The 14,243-nt window shown below is 76.6% G+C and carries 7 protein-coding genes; all 7 read left to right on the forward strand.

Annotation, left to right across the window (positions count from 1 at the left end):
- The first annotated feature begins 546 nt into the window (after positions 1-546).
- Entirely contained in the window at positions 547-1,989 is a 1,443-nt protein-coding gene (gene regB / locus ACQ5SO_RS06450) for a sensor histidine kinase RegB (RefSeq protein WP_430940762.1), read from the forward strand.
- 202 nt (positions 1,990-2,191) lie between these two features.
- Positions 2,192-4,768, forward strand: coding sequence for a PAS-domain containing protein (locus ACQ5SO_RS06455; RefSeq protein WP_430940763.1), 2,577 nt, complete (start codon positions 2,192-2,194; stop codon positions 4,766-4,768).
- 349 nt (positions 4,769-5,117) lie between these two features.
- Positions 5,118-5,648 (forward strand): tRNA (adenosine(37)-N6)-threonylcarbamoyltransferase complex ATPase subunit type 1 TsaE, encoded by a 531-nt coding sequence (tsaE, locus tag ACQ5SO_RS06460; RefSeq protein ID WP_430940764.1) that lies wholly within the window; start codon positions 5,118-5,120, stop codon positions 5,646-5,648.
- 29 nt (positions 5,649-5,677) lie between these two features.
- Positions 5,678-6,724: an aminoglycoside phosphotransferase family protein gene (locus ACQ5SO_RS06465; protein WP_430940765.1), complete on the forward strand. Its 1,047-nt coding sequence runs from the start codon at positions 5,678-5,680 to the stop codon at positions 6,722-6,724.
- A complete protein-coding gene (locus tag ACQ5SO_RS06470; RefSeq protein ID WP_430940766.1) occupies positions 6,721-7,434 on the forward strand; it encodes a nucleotidyltransferase family protein in 714 nt (237 codons plus the stop codon). The genes ACQ5SO_RS06465 and ACQ5SO_RS06470 overlap by 4 nt, the downstream gene beginning before the upstream one ends.
- On the forward strand, positions 7,431-10,595 hold the full coding sequence (gene addB / locus ACQ5SO_RS06475) for a double-strand break repair protein AddB (protein ID WP_430940767.1): 3,165 nt from the start codon (positions 7,431-7,433) through the stop codon (positions 10,593-10,595). Before ACQ5SO_RS06470 ends, addB begins: the two co-directional genes overlap by 4 nt.
- A complete protein-coding gene (gene addA / locus ACQ5SO_RS06480) occupies positions 10,592-14,077 on the forward strand; it encodes a double-strand break repair helicase AddA (protein ID WP_430940768.1) in 3,486 nt (1,161 codons plus the stop codon). Before addB ends, addA begins: the two co-directional genes overlap by 4 nt.
- Positions 14,078-14,243 lie beyond the last annotated feature (166 nt).

A 14,243-nucleotide genomic window follows, 5' to 3' on the forward strand; every position in this document is an offset into this window, starting at 1 on the left:
GGCCGCGAAAGGCGAGCGGGGGGCGACGCCGCGCCGCGGCGGGATCGCGGGGGCGTGAGCGGGGCGGGATGGGCGGATGGCCCCAGGCGGATGACCCCAGGCGGACGGCCAGGTCGGACGGCCCCGGCGCGCGGCCCCGGCGCGCGGCCAGGTCGGACGGCCCCGGCGCGCGGCCCCGGCGCGCGGCCAAGGCGGACGGCCAAGGCGGACGGCCCGCGCGGACGGCCAGGGCGGAGAACCCGGGCACGCGGCCCCGGCGGGCGGACGGCCTGCGGGCGCCGACCTGCGCCCCGCCGCGCCGCCGCGCGGGCCCGCCGCCCGCCGCGCAGCGTCCCGCCCGCCTGCGCGGCGCGGCCGCGAGAGCGGGGCCCTGCGCCCCCGAACGCAGCCGCCCCCCGGCGCGATCTCCGCCGCCTTCGCGCCCGGGCCGCGTCCCAGACCGCCCCCCCCCTGCGCGCCCCTGCGCGCCCCGGCCCGCTTCCCCGCAAACGGCCCGGGTGCTACCCATGACGCCATCATCCCGAGGCCACGACGCGAGCCGCGCCCATGAACACCTCCTCCGCCCTGCTGATGGGCGCCGCCCGCGGCGACTGGGTGCGCCTGCGCACCCTCGTCACCCTGCGCTGGCTCGCGGCCTGGGGTCAGGCCCTGACCGTGCTCGCCGCCCATTACATCCTGCGGCTCGACCTGCCCGTGGGCCTGTGCTTCGGCGCCATCGCCACCTCGGTCTGCGTCAACGTCGTCGCCCATGCGGTGCACCCCGAGAACAAGCGGCTGTCGGAAAACGACACCATGCTGACGCTGCTGTTCGACCTCGCGCAGCTGGGGGTGCTGCTGTTCCTCACCGGCGGGCTGACCAACCCCTTCGCGGTGCTGGCGCTGGCGCCGGTCATCATCTCGGCCACCGCCCTCACCCTGCGCTCCACCCTGCTGCTCGGCGTCTTCGCGATGGTCGAATTCACCCTGCTCGCCTTCTTCTACGTGCCCCTGACCTTCGCCGACGGCGAAGTCGTGTCCCCGCCCCCGCTCATCACCATGGGCACCTGGGCGGCGCTGCTGATCGGGATCGTGTTCCTCGCCGGTTACGCGCGCCGGGTGACGGCCGAGATCTTCTCCATGTCCCAGGCCCTCTCGGCCACCCAGGACGCGCTGAACCGCGAGCAGCGGCTGACCGCCATCGGCGGGCTGGCGGCGGCGGCGGCGCATGAGCTCGGCACGCCGCTGGCCACCATCAAGCTGGTGAGCAAGGAGCTGACCCATGACCTCGCCGACCGCCCCGAGCTGCGCGAGGACCTGGAGCTGATCGTCTCCCAGGCCGAGCGGTGCCGGGACATCCTGCGCGAGCTGTCGCGCGGCGGGAAGGATGACAGCCACGTCAAGACCGCCCCCGTGGCCGCGCTGGTGGAAGAGGCCGCCGAGCCGCACATGGACCGCGGCAAGCGCATCGTGATCCGCCTTGCGGGCCGCCCGGCGGCCGAGGTCGGCGACCAGCAGCCCGTGGTGGTCCGTCAGCCCGAGGTGATCCACGGGATGCGCAACATGGTGCAGAACGCCGTCGACTTCGCCGCCACCACCGTCTGGGTCGATGTCAGCTGGACCGACAGCGCGCTGCGGATCGCCGTCGGCGATGACGGGCCGGGCTATCGCGCCGACATCCTCGGGCGGCTCGGCGATCCCTACGTGCGCCGCCGCGACGGCAAGACCGCCGCGCCCGCGCAGAAGCCCGAGGGGCGCAAGGGCTACGAGGGGATGGGCCTCGGCCTGTTCATCGCCAAGACCCTGCTGGAGCGGACCGGCGCCCGGGTCAGCTTCGCCAACGGCTCGGGCCCCGGCCGCGCCGTCGCCGCCGCCCCCGAGGCGGGGGAGTTCGCCCGCCCCACCGGCGCGGTGGTCGAGGCGATCTGGCCCCGCGACGCGCTGGCCCCGCCCTCGGACCTCAAGCGGGACAACCTGCGGGAGAACGAACGCTTCTCGCTGAGCAACATCTGAGCCTTCGCGCCGGGCGCGCCGCCGGGGCGCCCCCGGCGCGCGCGGATGAAAATGACGTTTCATAATATGCGCTTCATTATTTAGCGACGCGGCGTTCACTCTCCATTGACGACTTTCGGACCGGCTAATTAAGCTATCGTCAAGGTTGATAGGCCTCGACCCAGCCCGGGCCGAGGCGCCGTCCTTCAACCGAGGAGACAGCATGTCGGACGCCCCGCAGCTCATCGCCTCGCTCGCGCTCGCCCCCTCGGGGGTCTCGCCGGCCATGGCGATGGCCGCCGCGGCCGGGGCCGCCCTCGCGCTCGCCGCCCTGCGCCTGCTGCGCGGGGCGCTGCGCCCCGGCGCCGCCGCCGCGGACCGCGCCCCGGGCGACGCCGGGGGAACCGGGCGCGCGCCCCAACCGGCCGGCCCCGGCGCGGCGGCCCTGTTCCGGATGACGCCGGGCCCCGCGCTGGCGCCCGCATCCGACGCCGCCGCCGACGCGCTGGCCGCCTATGACCTGCCCCGCGACCCGGCCTGCCCCGCCGCCGCCTTCGCCCGCGCCTTCCCCGCCGACAGCGCCGCGCTCGAAGACGCGCTGACGGCGCTGGAGCGGGGCGGGGACCCGTTCTCGCTGTTCCTGCGCGGGGCGGACGGGTCGTTCTGGTCCGCCCATGGCGGCCCCGAGGGGGGCGAGGCCTGGGTGTCGCTGATCCCCGCCGACCCGGCGCTGCTGTCGCTGCAGGAGGAGGCCGAGGATTCCCGCACCCGGTCCCGCGCGCTCGACGCCGCGCTCGAGGCGCTGGACAACGCCCCGGTGATGATCTGGCGGCGCGACGCCGCGGGCACGTTGATCTGGGCCAATGCCAGCTACCGCGCCTTCACCGACAGCCCCGAGGACGGGCCGCCCCGGCCGCTGACCTACGGGGCCGCGCTCTCGCGCCTCGGGATGCCCGTGGCGGCCGAGGAGGCCGCGCCCCCGGCCCATGACGACGGCGCGCCGCACGTGCTGTCGCTGTCCGAGCCGCGCCCCGAGGGCCGCGTCGCGCTGTTCCAGGCCGGGGGCGGACAGCGCCGCTGGCACGAGGTGTCGCGCATCGCCGCCGCCGATGGCGGGCGCATCGGCTTCGCCATCGACGCCGGATCGACCGTCATCGCCGAAAGCGCCCTGCGCCGCTTCGTCGAGACGCTGACCGAGACCTTCGCCCACCTGCGCATCGGCCTCGCGATCTTCGACCACTCGCGCCGCCTCGGGCTGTTCAACCCCGCCTTCGCCGAGCTGATGCGCCTCGACCCCGCCTGGCTGGCCGGGCGCCCGCGGCTCGACGACGTGCTGATGCGCCTGCGCGAGAACCGGATGATGCCGGACCGCGCCGATTTCACCGCCTGGCGGGCCGAGCTGACCGAGCTTTTCAACAGCCCCGACGCGGCGGATTACGCCGAGCTGTGGCACCTGCCCGGCGACGTCACCATCCGCGTGCTGGCCCGCCCGCACCCGCAGGGCTCGCTCGCCTTCCTGTTCGAGGACGTGTCCGAGACCGCCCAGCTCGAGCGCCGCTTCGCCACCGAGATGGAGATCCGCCGCGCCGTGATCGACCGGCTGGAAGAGGGGGTGGCCGCCTTCGGGCCCGATGGCGGCGCGCAGTTCGCCAACCCCGCCTTCGCCCGGATCTGGGGCTTCCTGCCCGGCGGCCAGGGCGCGCCCGCGACCCTGGGCGCGGTGATCCGGCGCTGCCGCCCGCTGACCGCCGAGGCCGCGCCCCCGCCGCCTGCGGGCGCCGCCGCGCGCCGCGCGCCGCCGGGGCGCCCCCGGACCCAGCCGCAGACCGCCGGCCCCGCCCCGGCCCCCGCCTCCGACGCCCCCCGGCGGGACGAGCCGGTGATCGTGCCGCGCACCGAACCGGAGGGCGACATCTGGACCCGCCTCGCCGCCTTCGCCGCCGAGGGCGCGCGCCGCACCGCCTGGTCCGAGCGGGTCCACCTGGTCGACGGGCGGGTGCTGCGCGCCCGCATCGCCACCCTGCCCGACGGCGCCATCCTGACCGCCTTCTCGGACGTCACCGGCGCCGAGCAGGCCGCCGCCGCGCTCGAGGAACGCAACAAGGCCCTTGAGGCGGCGGACGAGATGCGCACCGCGCTGGTCGAGCAGACCTCGCGCCGCATCCGCACGCCGCTCAACGCCATCGGCGGTCATGCCCAGGCCCTGCGCGACGCCGCCCTGCCCGGCCAGGCGGGCGAGCGCGCGGCCGCCATCCTGAACCGCGCGCAGGAGCTGCACGACGCGATCGAGGGGATGTCCGACCTCGCCAACGCCCAGACCGGCGCGCTGGCGCTGCATGACGGGGACGTGGACCTGGTCGCCGCGCTCGATTTCGTGCGCGAGCGGATGGAGGAGACGGCGGCCGAGCGCGGCGTGGCGCTGGCGCTCGACATCGCGCCGGGCGTCGACCGGATGCCGGGGGACGAGGCGCGGCTGCGCCAGATCCTGACCAACCTCGTGGCCGACGCGCTGCACCGGACCCCGCGCGGCGGGGTGGTGCTGGGCGGCGTGCGCGCGGGCGAGGCGATGGACGGCACGGCGGCGGTGGAGCTCTGGAGTTCGACCCCCGAGCCGGCGGAGCGGTCGCGGCGCGGGCTGGCCCACGCCCTCGCCCGCCGCCTGGCCGAGCTGCATGGCGGCCGGATGCGGCAGGAGGAGATCGTCGGCCCCGAGGGGCGGCGGGTCGAGGTGATCTGCGCGTTGCCGCTGCGCGCCCCCGCCGCCCGCGGCGCCGAGGCCGCGGAGGGCGCCGAGGACTGAGGCGCGGGCCGTCCCCCCGGGGCGGGCCCGGGGCGGACGCGGCGCGAGGCGGGCAGGCCGCACCGGCGCCCCCTCCCCGTCGGATCCGGCGGACGGGCGGCCCGGCCCGCGCCCTTCACCTGCGCCGCCGCCCGGGCGCAATCCGCCGCCCCCTTGCAGGGCCGCGCCCCGGCGCCTCCTTCCCGCGCAGGCCCTGCCCCCCGGGACGCACGGCGGCGCCGCCCCTCCTCCGCCGACCCGCACCGCATCGCGTCTCCGCCCCCTTCCGCCGCGGGCCCGGAGCCGCTACCACCATGGGGCGCCCGCGCGCGCATCTCCCGCCGCCCGCCACGGACCGAACGCCGCCCCCATGACCGCCTCCTCCCCGCCCCCCGCGCCGACCCCGCCGACCCTGCGCCTGCTCCTGCCCGACGCCGAGGCGACCGACCGGCTCGGCGCCGCCCTCGCCGCCACCCTGGCGCCGGGGGACGCCGTGCTGCTCTCGGGCGATCTCGGGGCCGGGAAATCCGCCCTCGCCCGCGCCGCCATCCGCGCGCTGCTGGACGAGGACGGGCGGGGGGACGAGGACATCCCCTCCCCCTCCTTCACCCTGGTGCAGGTCTATGACCCGCCGCGGGGCGAGACCTGGCATGCCGACCTGCACCGGCTGGGCGGCGAGGACGGGGTGATCGAGCTGGGCCTCGAGGACGCGTTCGAGGACGCGATCTGCTTCGTGGAATGGCCCGACCGGCTCGGCGCCTGCACCCCGGCGCGGCGGCTGGAGCTGTCGCTGGACTGGGCCCCCGGCGGCGCCGAGGGCCGCCTGCTGGAGGTCCGCGCCCATGGCGGCGGCTGGGACGCGGCGCTGGCCGCGATGGCCGCCGCGGGGCCCCTCGCATGACCGCCGCCGACGCCATTGAAGGACGCAAGATGACCCTTTCCCCTGCCGACCGTCTCGCCGCCCGCGACGCGCTGCTGGAGGCCCATGGCTGGGCGCCCGAACAGGCCGCGCCGCTGGCGGGCGACGCCTCGGCCCGCAAGTATCTGCGCCTGTCGGACGGGGCCCGGCGCGCGGTGCTGATGGACGCCGATCCGGGCGCGGGCGAGGACGTGCGGCCCTATATCGCCTCCACCGCCGCGCTGCGCGCCCGCTTGCTGAACGCGCCCGAAGTGCTGGCGGCGGACGAGGGCGCGGGGTTCCTGCTGGTCGAGGACCTCGGCGACGCGCTTTTCGCCCGGGTGTGCGCGGCGGATCCCGCCGCCGAGACGCCGCTCTACGCGGCCGCCGTCGACGCGCTCGCCCACCTGCATGAAAGCGGTGCGCCGACGCCCGAGGACCGCGCGACATTCGCCCCCTATGACATGTCCGTTCTGCTGCGCGAGGCGCGGCTGGCGGTGGACTGGCGGCTGCCCGCCTTGTCCACCGACCTGGCCGCGGAATACGAGGCCCTCTGCCGCGCCGCCTTCGCCCCGGCGGCGGAGGGCGAGGACCAGCTGGTGCTGCGCGACTACCATGCCGAGAACCTGATCTGGCTGCCCGAACGCACCGGCCATGCCCGCGTCGGGTTGATCGACCACCAGGACATGCTGGTGGGGCGCCCGGCCTATGACCTCGTGTCCCTGCTCGAAGACGCGCGGCGGGACACGTCGGCGGCGCTGCGAGACGCCATGACCGACCGGTACTGCGCCGCGCGCGGCATGGATGCGGCGGCGCGCGAGGCGTTCGGCACGCAATGCGCCCTGCTCGCCGCCCAGCGCAACCTGAAGATCGTCGGCATCTTCGCCCGCCTCTGCCTGCGCGACGGCAAGCCGAAATACGTGGACCTGATCCCGCGGGTCTGGGGGCACCTCGGCCGCGACCTCTCGCACCCCGCGCTGGCCGATCTGAGGGCCTTCGTCATGCGTCACCTGCCGCCCCCGGACGCCGAGGCGCGCGAAGCCCTCAAGGCCAGGGCCGGAACCGGGGTCCCGGCATGAACGCGCCCTCCACCGCGATGATCCTCGCCGCCGGCCTCGGGACCCGGATGCGGGAGCTGACGGCGGACCGCCCCAAGCCGATGCTGCCGGTGGCGGGGCGGCCGCTCCTCGACCACGCGCTCGACCGGGCGGCCGAGGGCGGCGCCGCGCGGGCGGTGGTCAACGTGCATTACTTCGCCGAGCAGATCCGCGCGCATCTTTCGGGGCGCAAGGCCCCCGCCGTCACCATCTCGGACGAGACCGACGCGCTCTTGGAGACCGGCGGCGGCCTTGTCCGCGCGCTGCCGCTGCTGGGGGATGCGCCGGTCTATGTGATGAATTCCGACGCGCTCTGGACCGGGCCCGCGCCGCTGCCGGTGCTGGCCGAAGCGTGGGACGAGACCCGCATGGACGCGCTGCTGCTGATGGTGGCGAAGGAGAACGCCCGCGCCTACACCCGCGCAGGCGACTTCTTCCTGACCGCCGACATGCGCCCCGAGCGGCGCGGGGACCGGCCAGAGGCCCCTTACGTCTATACCGGCGCGCAGATCCTCTCTCCCGCCCTGATCGCGGAATTTGAGGAAGAACGCTTCTCGGCCAACGCCATCTGGGACCGGGCGCTGGGCCGCGGGCGCCTCTTCGCCTGCGTCCACGCGGGCGGCTGGGTGGATGTCGGCACGCCCGAGGGGCTGCAGGAAGCAGACCGGCTGGTCCGGGAGGACGAGGCATGAGCGATCCTCTCGACGACCCGTTCGGCGCAGGCCCCTCCGTCTTCTACCTCCCCCCCGGCGCGGATTTCCCCGCCGCCTTCGCCGAGGGGCTGGCCGCGCGGGCCGAGGCGCTCGGCCCCCTCGCCCTGCCCCGCGCCACGGTGGTGGCCAACGCCCGCCGCACCGCCCGCGCCATCGAGGCGGCGTTCGAGGCGCGCGCCTCCGCCACCTGGCTGCCGCGGTTCGAGCTGATCGCCAATATCGGCGAGACCGCCTGCCCGCCCGACCTGCCCCCCGGCGCCGACCCGCTGCGCCGCCGCCTCGCGCTCCTCCGGCTGGTCGAGGCGCTGCTCGAGGCCGCGCCGGATTTCGGCCCCCTCTCCGCCGCGCCCGCGCTGGCGACCTCGCTCGCGCGGCTGCTGGACGACCTGCAGGGCTCGGCCCGCAGCGCCGAGGACCTCGCCGCGCTCGAGATGGGCGACCACGCCGCCCACTGGGCGCAGACGCGCCGGTTCCTCGAGGTGCTGACCGCCCACTGGCCCGCCTGGCTTGAGGATGAAGGCGCGATGGACCCGCAGGCCCGCCGCCTTGCGGGGGCCGAGGCGCTGCACGCGGCGCTGCAGGCCATGCCCCCGGCGGGGCTGCTGGTCGGGGCGGGCTCCACCGGCTCCACCCCCGCCACCGCCGCCGCGCTCTCGGCCATCGCCCATGCGCCGATGGGGGCCGTGGTGCTGCCGGGCTTCGACCCCGACTGCCCCGCGGACGTCGCCGCCGCGCTGGCCGATCCCGCGACGCGCCCGCCCGAGCACCCGCAGGCCGCGCTCCACGCCCTTCTGGCCCGCATCGGCGTCGCCCCGGGCGCGGTGCGCCCCTGGGTGGAGGGCGCCGCCGCCCCCTGCGCCGCCCGCCTGCGCCTGGTGTCCGAGGCCATGCGCCCCGCCCCGGTCACCGACCGCTGGCGCGAGGCGGCGCCGGTCCTGCGCCCCGAGGCGATCCCCGCCACAGAAGACCTCGCGCTGGTCGAAGCCGCCAACGAGCGCGAGGAGGCCGCCACCGTCGCCCTGCTGCTGGCCGAGGCGGCGCGCGGGGACAAGACCGCCGCCCTCATCACCCCCGACCGCAACCTTGCGCGCCGGGTGACGGCCGAGCTGCGCCGCTGGGGCGTGCTGCCCGATGACAGCGCGGGGATGCCGCTGACGCTGACCCCGCCGGGTCTGCTGCTGGGGCTGATCGCCGACGGCATGGGCCGGCCGATGACGGCCCCGCGCCTCTTCGCCATCCTGCGCCACCCGCTGGTCGGCGGGGACGGGGACCGGCGGCCGGGCCACCTGCGCGCGCTGCGCCTGCTGGAACGCGCCGCCCTGCGCGGCGGCGGGGCCGAGGTCGACTGGGACCGCCTCGCCCCCGCGATGGAGGCGGAGGCCGAGCGCAAGGCCGAGAAGCTCGCCGCCCGCCGCGGCTGGACCGAGGAGGCCAAGGCCGACCGCATCGCCGCCATCCGCGCCCAGCACGTCGCCGCCTGCACCTGGCTGGACGCCGTGCGCGGGGCGCTGGCGCCCCTGTCGGCCCCGCCCCCCGGCCTCGGCGCCGCCGCAGCCCTGCACATGGGCGCGGCCGAGACCCTCTCCGGCGCCCTGCCCGGAACCGCCGCGGACGGGCCGCTCGGCGACGGTCCCGCGCTGCTGGAGAAGGGCGACGCCCCCGAGGACCGCCCCGCCGAGGAAGACGCGGACCTCCTTCCGATCTGGCGCAAGGCGGCGGGCGCCGACGCGCGCGCCTTCATGGAGGCGCTTGCCGCCGCCGCCCCCGCCCATGACGAGACCGCGGGCGCCCCCAGCCGCCCCATGGCCGCCTATGCCGCGCTCTGGTCCGGCCTCGCCGCCGAGCGCAATGCGCGGGCCGAGGCGCAGCGGGCGCATGACCGGATCATGATCCTCGGCACGCTCGAGGCCCGCGCCGTGCGCCCCGACCTCGCCATCCTCGGCGGGCTGAACGAGGGCGTCTGGCCCGCCCCGCCCGAGGCCGATCCCTGGCTGACCCGCGACGCGCGCGACGCGCTGGGCCTGCCCAAGCGCGAGACGCGGATCGGGCTGGCCGCGCATGACTTCCTGCTGGCCGTCAACGCCCCGCGCGCGGTGATGACCCGGGCGCGCAAGACCGAGGGCTCGCCCGCCGTCGCCTCGCGCTGGCTGATCCGGCTGGAGAACCTGCTGCTCGGCGTCGACGAAGACGCCCTGAAGGCCATGCGCGCCCGCGGCGATGCGGCGCTGGCCCGGGCGCGGGCGCTGGACTGGGCCGCGCCGGTCCCGGCCGAGCCCCGCCCCGCCCCGGCCCCCGCCGCCGAGGCCCGCCCGCGGGAGCTTCCGGTGACCGCCATCGAGACGCTGATCCGCGATCCCTACGCCGTCTATGCGCGCTACGTGCTGAACCTGCGGGCGCTGGAGCCGATCGGCCGCGCGCCGGACGCGCGGGACATGGGCGACGCGCTGCACAAGGTGATGGAGCGGTTCGCGGCGCTGGCCGCGGGGATCGGGGACGACGCCCCCGCCCTGCGCGCCGCCCTCCTGTCCGCCGCCGACGACATTCTGCCCGAGACCGCGCCCAACGCCGCCCTCGCCCGGATCTGGTCCATGCGCCTCGCGCGCACCGCCGACTGGTTCGCCGCCGAGGAAGCCGGCCGCCGCCGCGACGGCGTCCCGCGGATCATCGCCGAGACCCGCGGCGCGCGGCGCCTGCACGCGCCGCACGGCCCCTTCACCCTGACCGCGCGGGCCGACCGGATCGACCTGCGCGCCGACGGGCGGCTGGGGCTTTATGACTACAAGTCCGGCAAGCCCCCCTCGCCCAGCGAACAGACCGCCTTCGCCAAGCAGCTCACGCTGTCGGCTTCCATCGCGCGGGCGGGGGGCTTCAAGGCCGCGGGGCCGGGCGAGGTCGCCGAGGCGGTGTACCTGGGCCTGACCGGCGACCCCGAGAAGGGCGGCGCCGCGGTCCGCGCGGCCTCGGACCCCGAACAGCTCGAGAGCGAATGGGACCGGCTGAAGACCCTGGTCGCCCATTACGACTCGGGCGCCGCCCCCTACCCCGCCCGGCTGCGGCCCAAGCGGCTGGGCTATGCGTCCGATTACGACCACCTCTCCCGCCTCGGGGAATGGTCCGACGGGCAGGAGGGCGAGGAATGACCGACACGACTCCCGAAGGGGCCGCCGCCATGCCGCAGATGTCCGACGCCAGCCGCGCGCAGGCGCAGGCCGCCGACCCTGTCGGTTCGGCCTGGGTCTCGGCCAACGCGGGCTCGGGCAAGACCCGGGTGCTGACCGACCGGGTGGCGCGGCTGCTGCTCGCGGGCGCCCGCCCCGAGAAGATCCTGTGCCTGACCTATACCCGCGCCGCCGCCGCCGAGATGCAGGAGCGGCTGTTCGCCCTGCTCGGCCAGTGGGCGATGATGGATGACGCGAAGCTGGCGAAGGAATTGCAGTCGCGCTCGGAGACCGCGCTCGACCTCTCGGCCCCGGTGCTGGACGCGGCGCGGCGCCTGTTCGCCTCGGCGCTGGAGACGCCGGGGGGGCTGAAGATCCAGACCATCCACGCCTTCTGCGAAAAGCTGCTGCGGCGCTTCCCGCTCGAGGCCGGGATCAGCCCGCGCTTCGAGGTGCTGGACGACCGCGCCGCCGCCCAGGTGCGCGCCACGATCCGCGAGCGGATGGCCGCGGCGGCCGAGGCGGGCGAGGACGGCGCCTTCGACGCGGCGGCGCGGCGGACGGGGGAATACACGCTCGACAAGCTCGACGGCGCGATCCTGTCGGACCGGGCGCTGTTCGAGGGGGCGGGCGATGCGGCGGCGCTGTTCGATCTGCCCGACGCGCCCGAGGACCAGCTCTGGGACGAGGCCGCCGCGGCGCTGGACCCGGACGGGATGGCGAACCTGGCCGAACGCTTCGCCGCCCTGGGCAAGCGCGCGCGCGACAAGATCCCCCTGCTGCACGAGGCGGTGACGGCGTTCAACGAGATGCGCCCCCGCGACGCGGTGGCGGCGGCGGCGAAGGCGCTGCTGAAGGCCGACGGGGCGGAGCCCTACGGCCCCGCCTGGCTGCTGGGCAAGAAGCAGGCCGAGGAGGATGCGGTCCTCGTCGACATGTATCTCGACGCCGCCGAAAGCGCCGCGGCGGCGAATGAACGGGTGCGGGCCATCGAAACCCTGGCCAAGGCGCGCGACCTCTCGGCCTATGCCTCGGCCTTCCTTGCGGCCTACGAGACCGAGAAGGAGGCCCGCGCCGCGCTCGATTTCGCCGACCTGGTGGGCCGGGCGCGGGCGCTGCTCTCGACCTCCGAGGCCGCCGCCTGGGCGCTGTTCAAGCTCGACGGCGGGGTGGATCACATCCTGATCGACGAGGCGCAGGACACGGCGCCCGAGCAATGGGACGTCATCACCGCCATCGCCGATGAGCTGACGGCGGGCGAGGGCGCGCGGGACGGCGCCCAGCCGCGCACCCTCTTCGTGGTGGGGGATGAGAAGCAGTCGATCTATTCCTTCCAGGGCGCCGCGCCCGAGGAATTCGGCGCCCGCCGCGCCCGCTTCGCCGCGCGGCTCGAAAGCGCCCCGCGCCCGCTGCACAAGGGCGAGCTGGCGCATTCCTTCCGCTCCGCCCCCGCGATCCTGACCCTGACCGACGAGGTGTTCCGCGGCCGCGCCGACGGGCTGTCCGCCGAGGGGCGGGACCCAAACCACATCGCCTTCCACCACGCAGCCCCGGGGCTGGTGGAGCTCTGGCCGTTCCTCGAGAAGGAGCCCGAGGCCGAGGAGCCGCCCTGGGACGACCCCGTGGACGCCCCCGCCCCGCGCGCCCCGAAGGCGCGGCTGGCCGAGGCGGTGTCCGAGCATGTCGCGGCCCTTCTCCAGGAAGGCGCGCCGATCCCCGACCGCAAGAACGGCGGCTGGCGGGCGATGCGGCCGCGCGACGTGATGATCCTCGTGCGCTCGCGCGCCGGGCTGGCGCCGGGGCTGATCCGCGGGCTGAAGGGCCGCGGCGTGGACGTGGCCGGCGCCGACCGCATGGTCCTCGCCAACGAGCTGGCGACCAAGGACCTGCTGGCGCTGCTGAAGGTGGCGCAGGACCCGGGCGACGACCTGTCGCTCGCCGCCCTGCTGCGCTCGCCCCTCGGCGGGCTGACCGAGGACGGCCTGTTCGCGCTGGCCCATGCCCGCCCCGCCCGCCTGTTCGACGCCCTGCGCGGGACGCCCGAAGCGGCGCCGGACGCGCTGGCGATGATCGAGGAGGCCATCGCCTCGGCCGATTACCAGCGCCCGCACGAGATCCTGTCCCGCGCGCTGGTGGACCATGGCGGCCGGGCGGCGCTGCTCGCCCGCCTCGGGGTCGAGAGCGAGGAGGCCATCGACGAGCTGCTGACCCAGGCGCTGGCCTATGAGCGGGCCGAGACGCCGACCCTCGCGGGGTTCCTCGCCTGGCTGACCGCCTCGGACGATCTGGAGGTCAAGCGCGAGCAGGGCGGCGGCGCCGACGAGGTGCGGGTGATGACGGTGCACGGGGCCAAGGGCCTCGAGGCGCCCTTCGTGATCCTGCCCGACACCGGCCCGCGCAAGGCCCGCGCCGCCCCGGACGTGATCGGCCTCGAGGCCCCCGGCGGCGGGCGCGTCGCGGCCTGGAGCGTGAAGAAGGACCGCCGCCCCTCGGCGATGCAGGCGGCGCTGGAGGCGCTGGAGGACCGCGACCGGCAGGAGCGGGACCGGCTCCTCTATGTCGCGCTGACCCGGGCCGAGAACCGGCTGCTGATCGCCGGCGGCGGCGATCCCGGGAAGGACGGCAAGGCGCTGGACGACAGCTGGTGGGGCATGGCCCGCGCGGCGATGGAGCGGCTCGGGGCCGAGCAGGAGGCCCCTCCGCAGGCCCTGTCGCAGGAGGCCGCGCCGGGCGCGGTGCTGCGCTACGCCCCCGGCTGGGCGCCGGTCTCGGTGGCCGATGCGGCGCCCGCGCCGCGCCCCGATGCGCTCGCCCCGCCCCTGCCCGCGGCGCAGATCGCCGCCGACCGGGCGCGCCCCGAGCAGCCGCCCGAGCCGGCCCCGCGCCTCGCCGCCTCGGCGCTCGGCGGGGACGACGCGCATGGCCCGGGCGGGCATGAGCGGCAAGTGGCCCTGGCCCGCGGCCTGCTGGTGCACACGCTGGTCGAGCGGCTGGCCGAGACCCCGCCCGAGGACCGCCCGGCCCGCGCCGCGGCGATCCTACGCAGCGACGGGCAGGGCGTGCCCGAGGACCTGCGGAGCGGCTGCGCCGGGGAAGCCCTGCGCGCCCTCGCCCTGCCCGAACTGGCGCCTTTCCTCGGGCCGGACTCGCTGGCCGAGGCGGGGCTGTCGGCGCAGCTTCCGGGGCTGGGGCGGCTGGTCGGGCGGATCGACCGGCTGGCGGTGACGGCGGACCGGATCCTGCTGCTCGACTGGAAGACCGGGCGGCCGCCCGCGGAAGATGCGCCGATGCCCGAGCCCTACCTGCGCCAGCTCGCCGCCTATGGGCTGGCGCTGGAGGAACTGCTGCCGGGCCGGGCGCTCGAGGCGCACGTGCTGTGGACCGAAGCCCCGCGGCTCGACCGCGCCGATTCCGCCGCGCTGGCGGCGGCGCTGGACCGGCTCAGGGCGGAAAGGGGCGCCTGAAGGCCCGTGCAGGGGCGGCGGCGGCGGCCATGCGTTCGCCGCCGCCGCGGCTTCGCGAAACCCTGTCCGTCGCGGCCTGCAACAATGGGCGCCGCTTTCCGGCGACCTTGACCCCAATACCTGCCGTCCATACTTTTGCCCCGAACGGGCTGCACCGGCCCGGCCG

This window comes from Rhodovulum sp. DZ06 (assembly GCF_050586345.1).
Taxonomy (GTDB): domain Bacteria; phylum Pseudomonadota; class Alphaproteobacteria; order Rhodobacterales; family Rhodobacteraceae; genus JBOCEF01.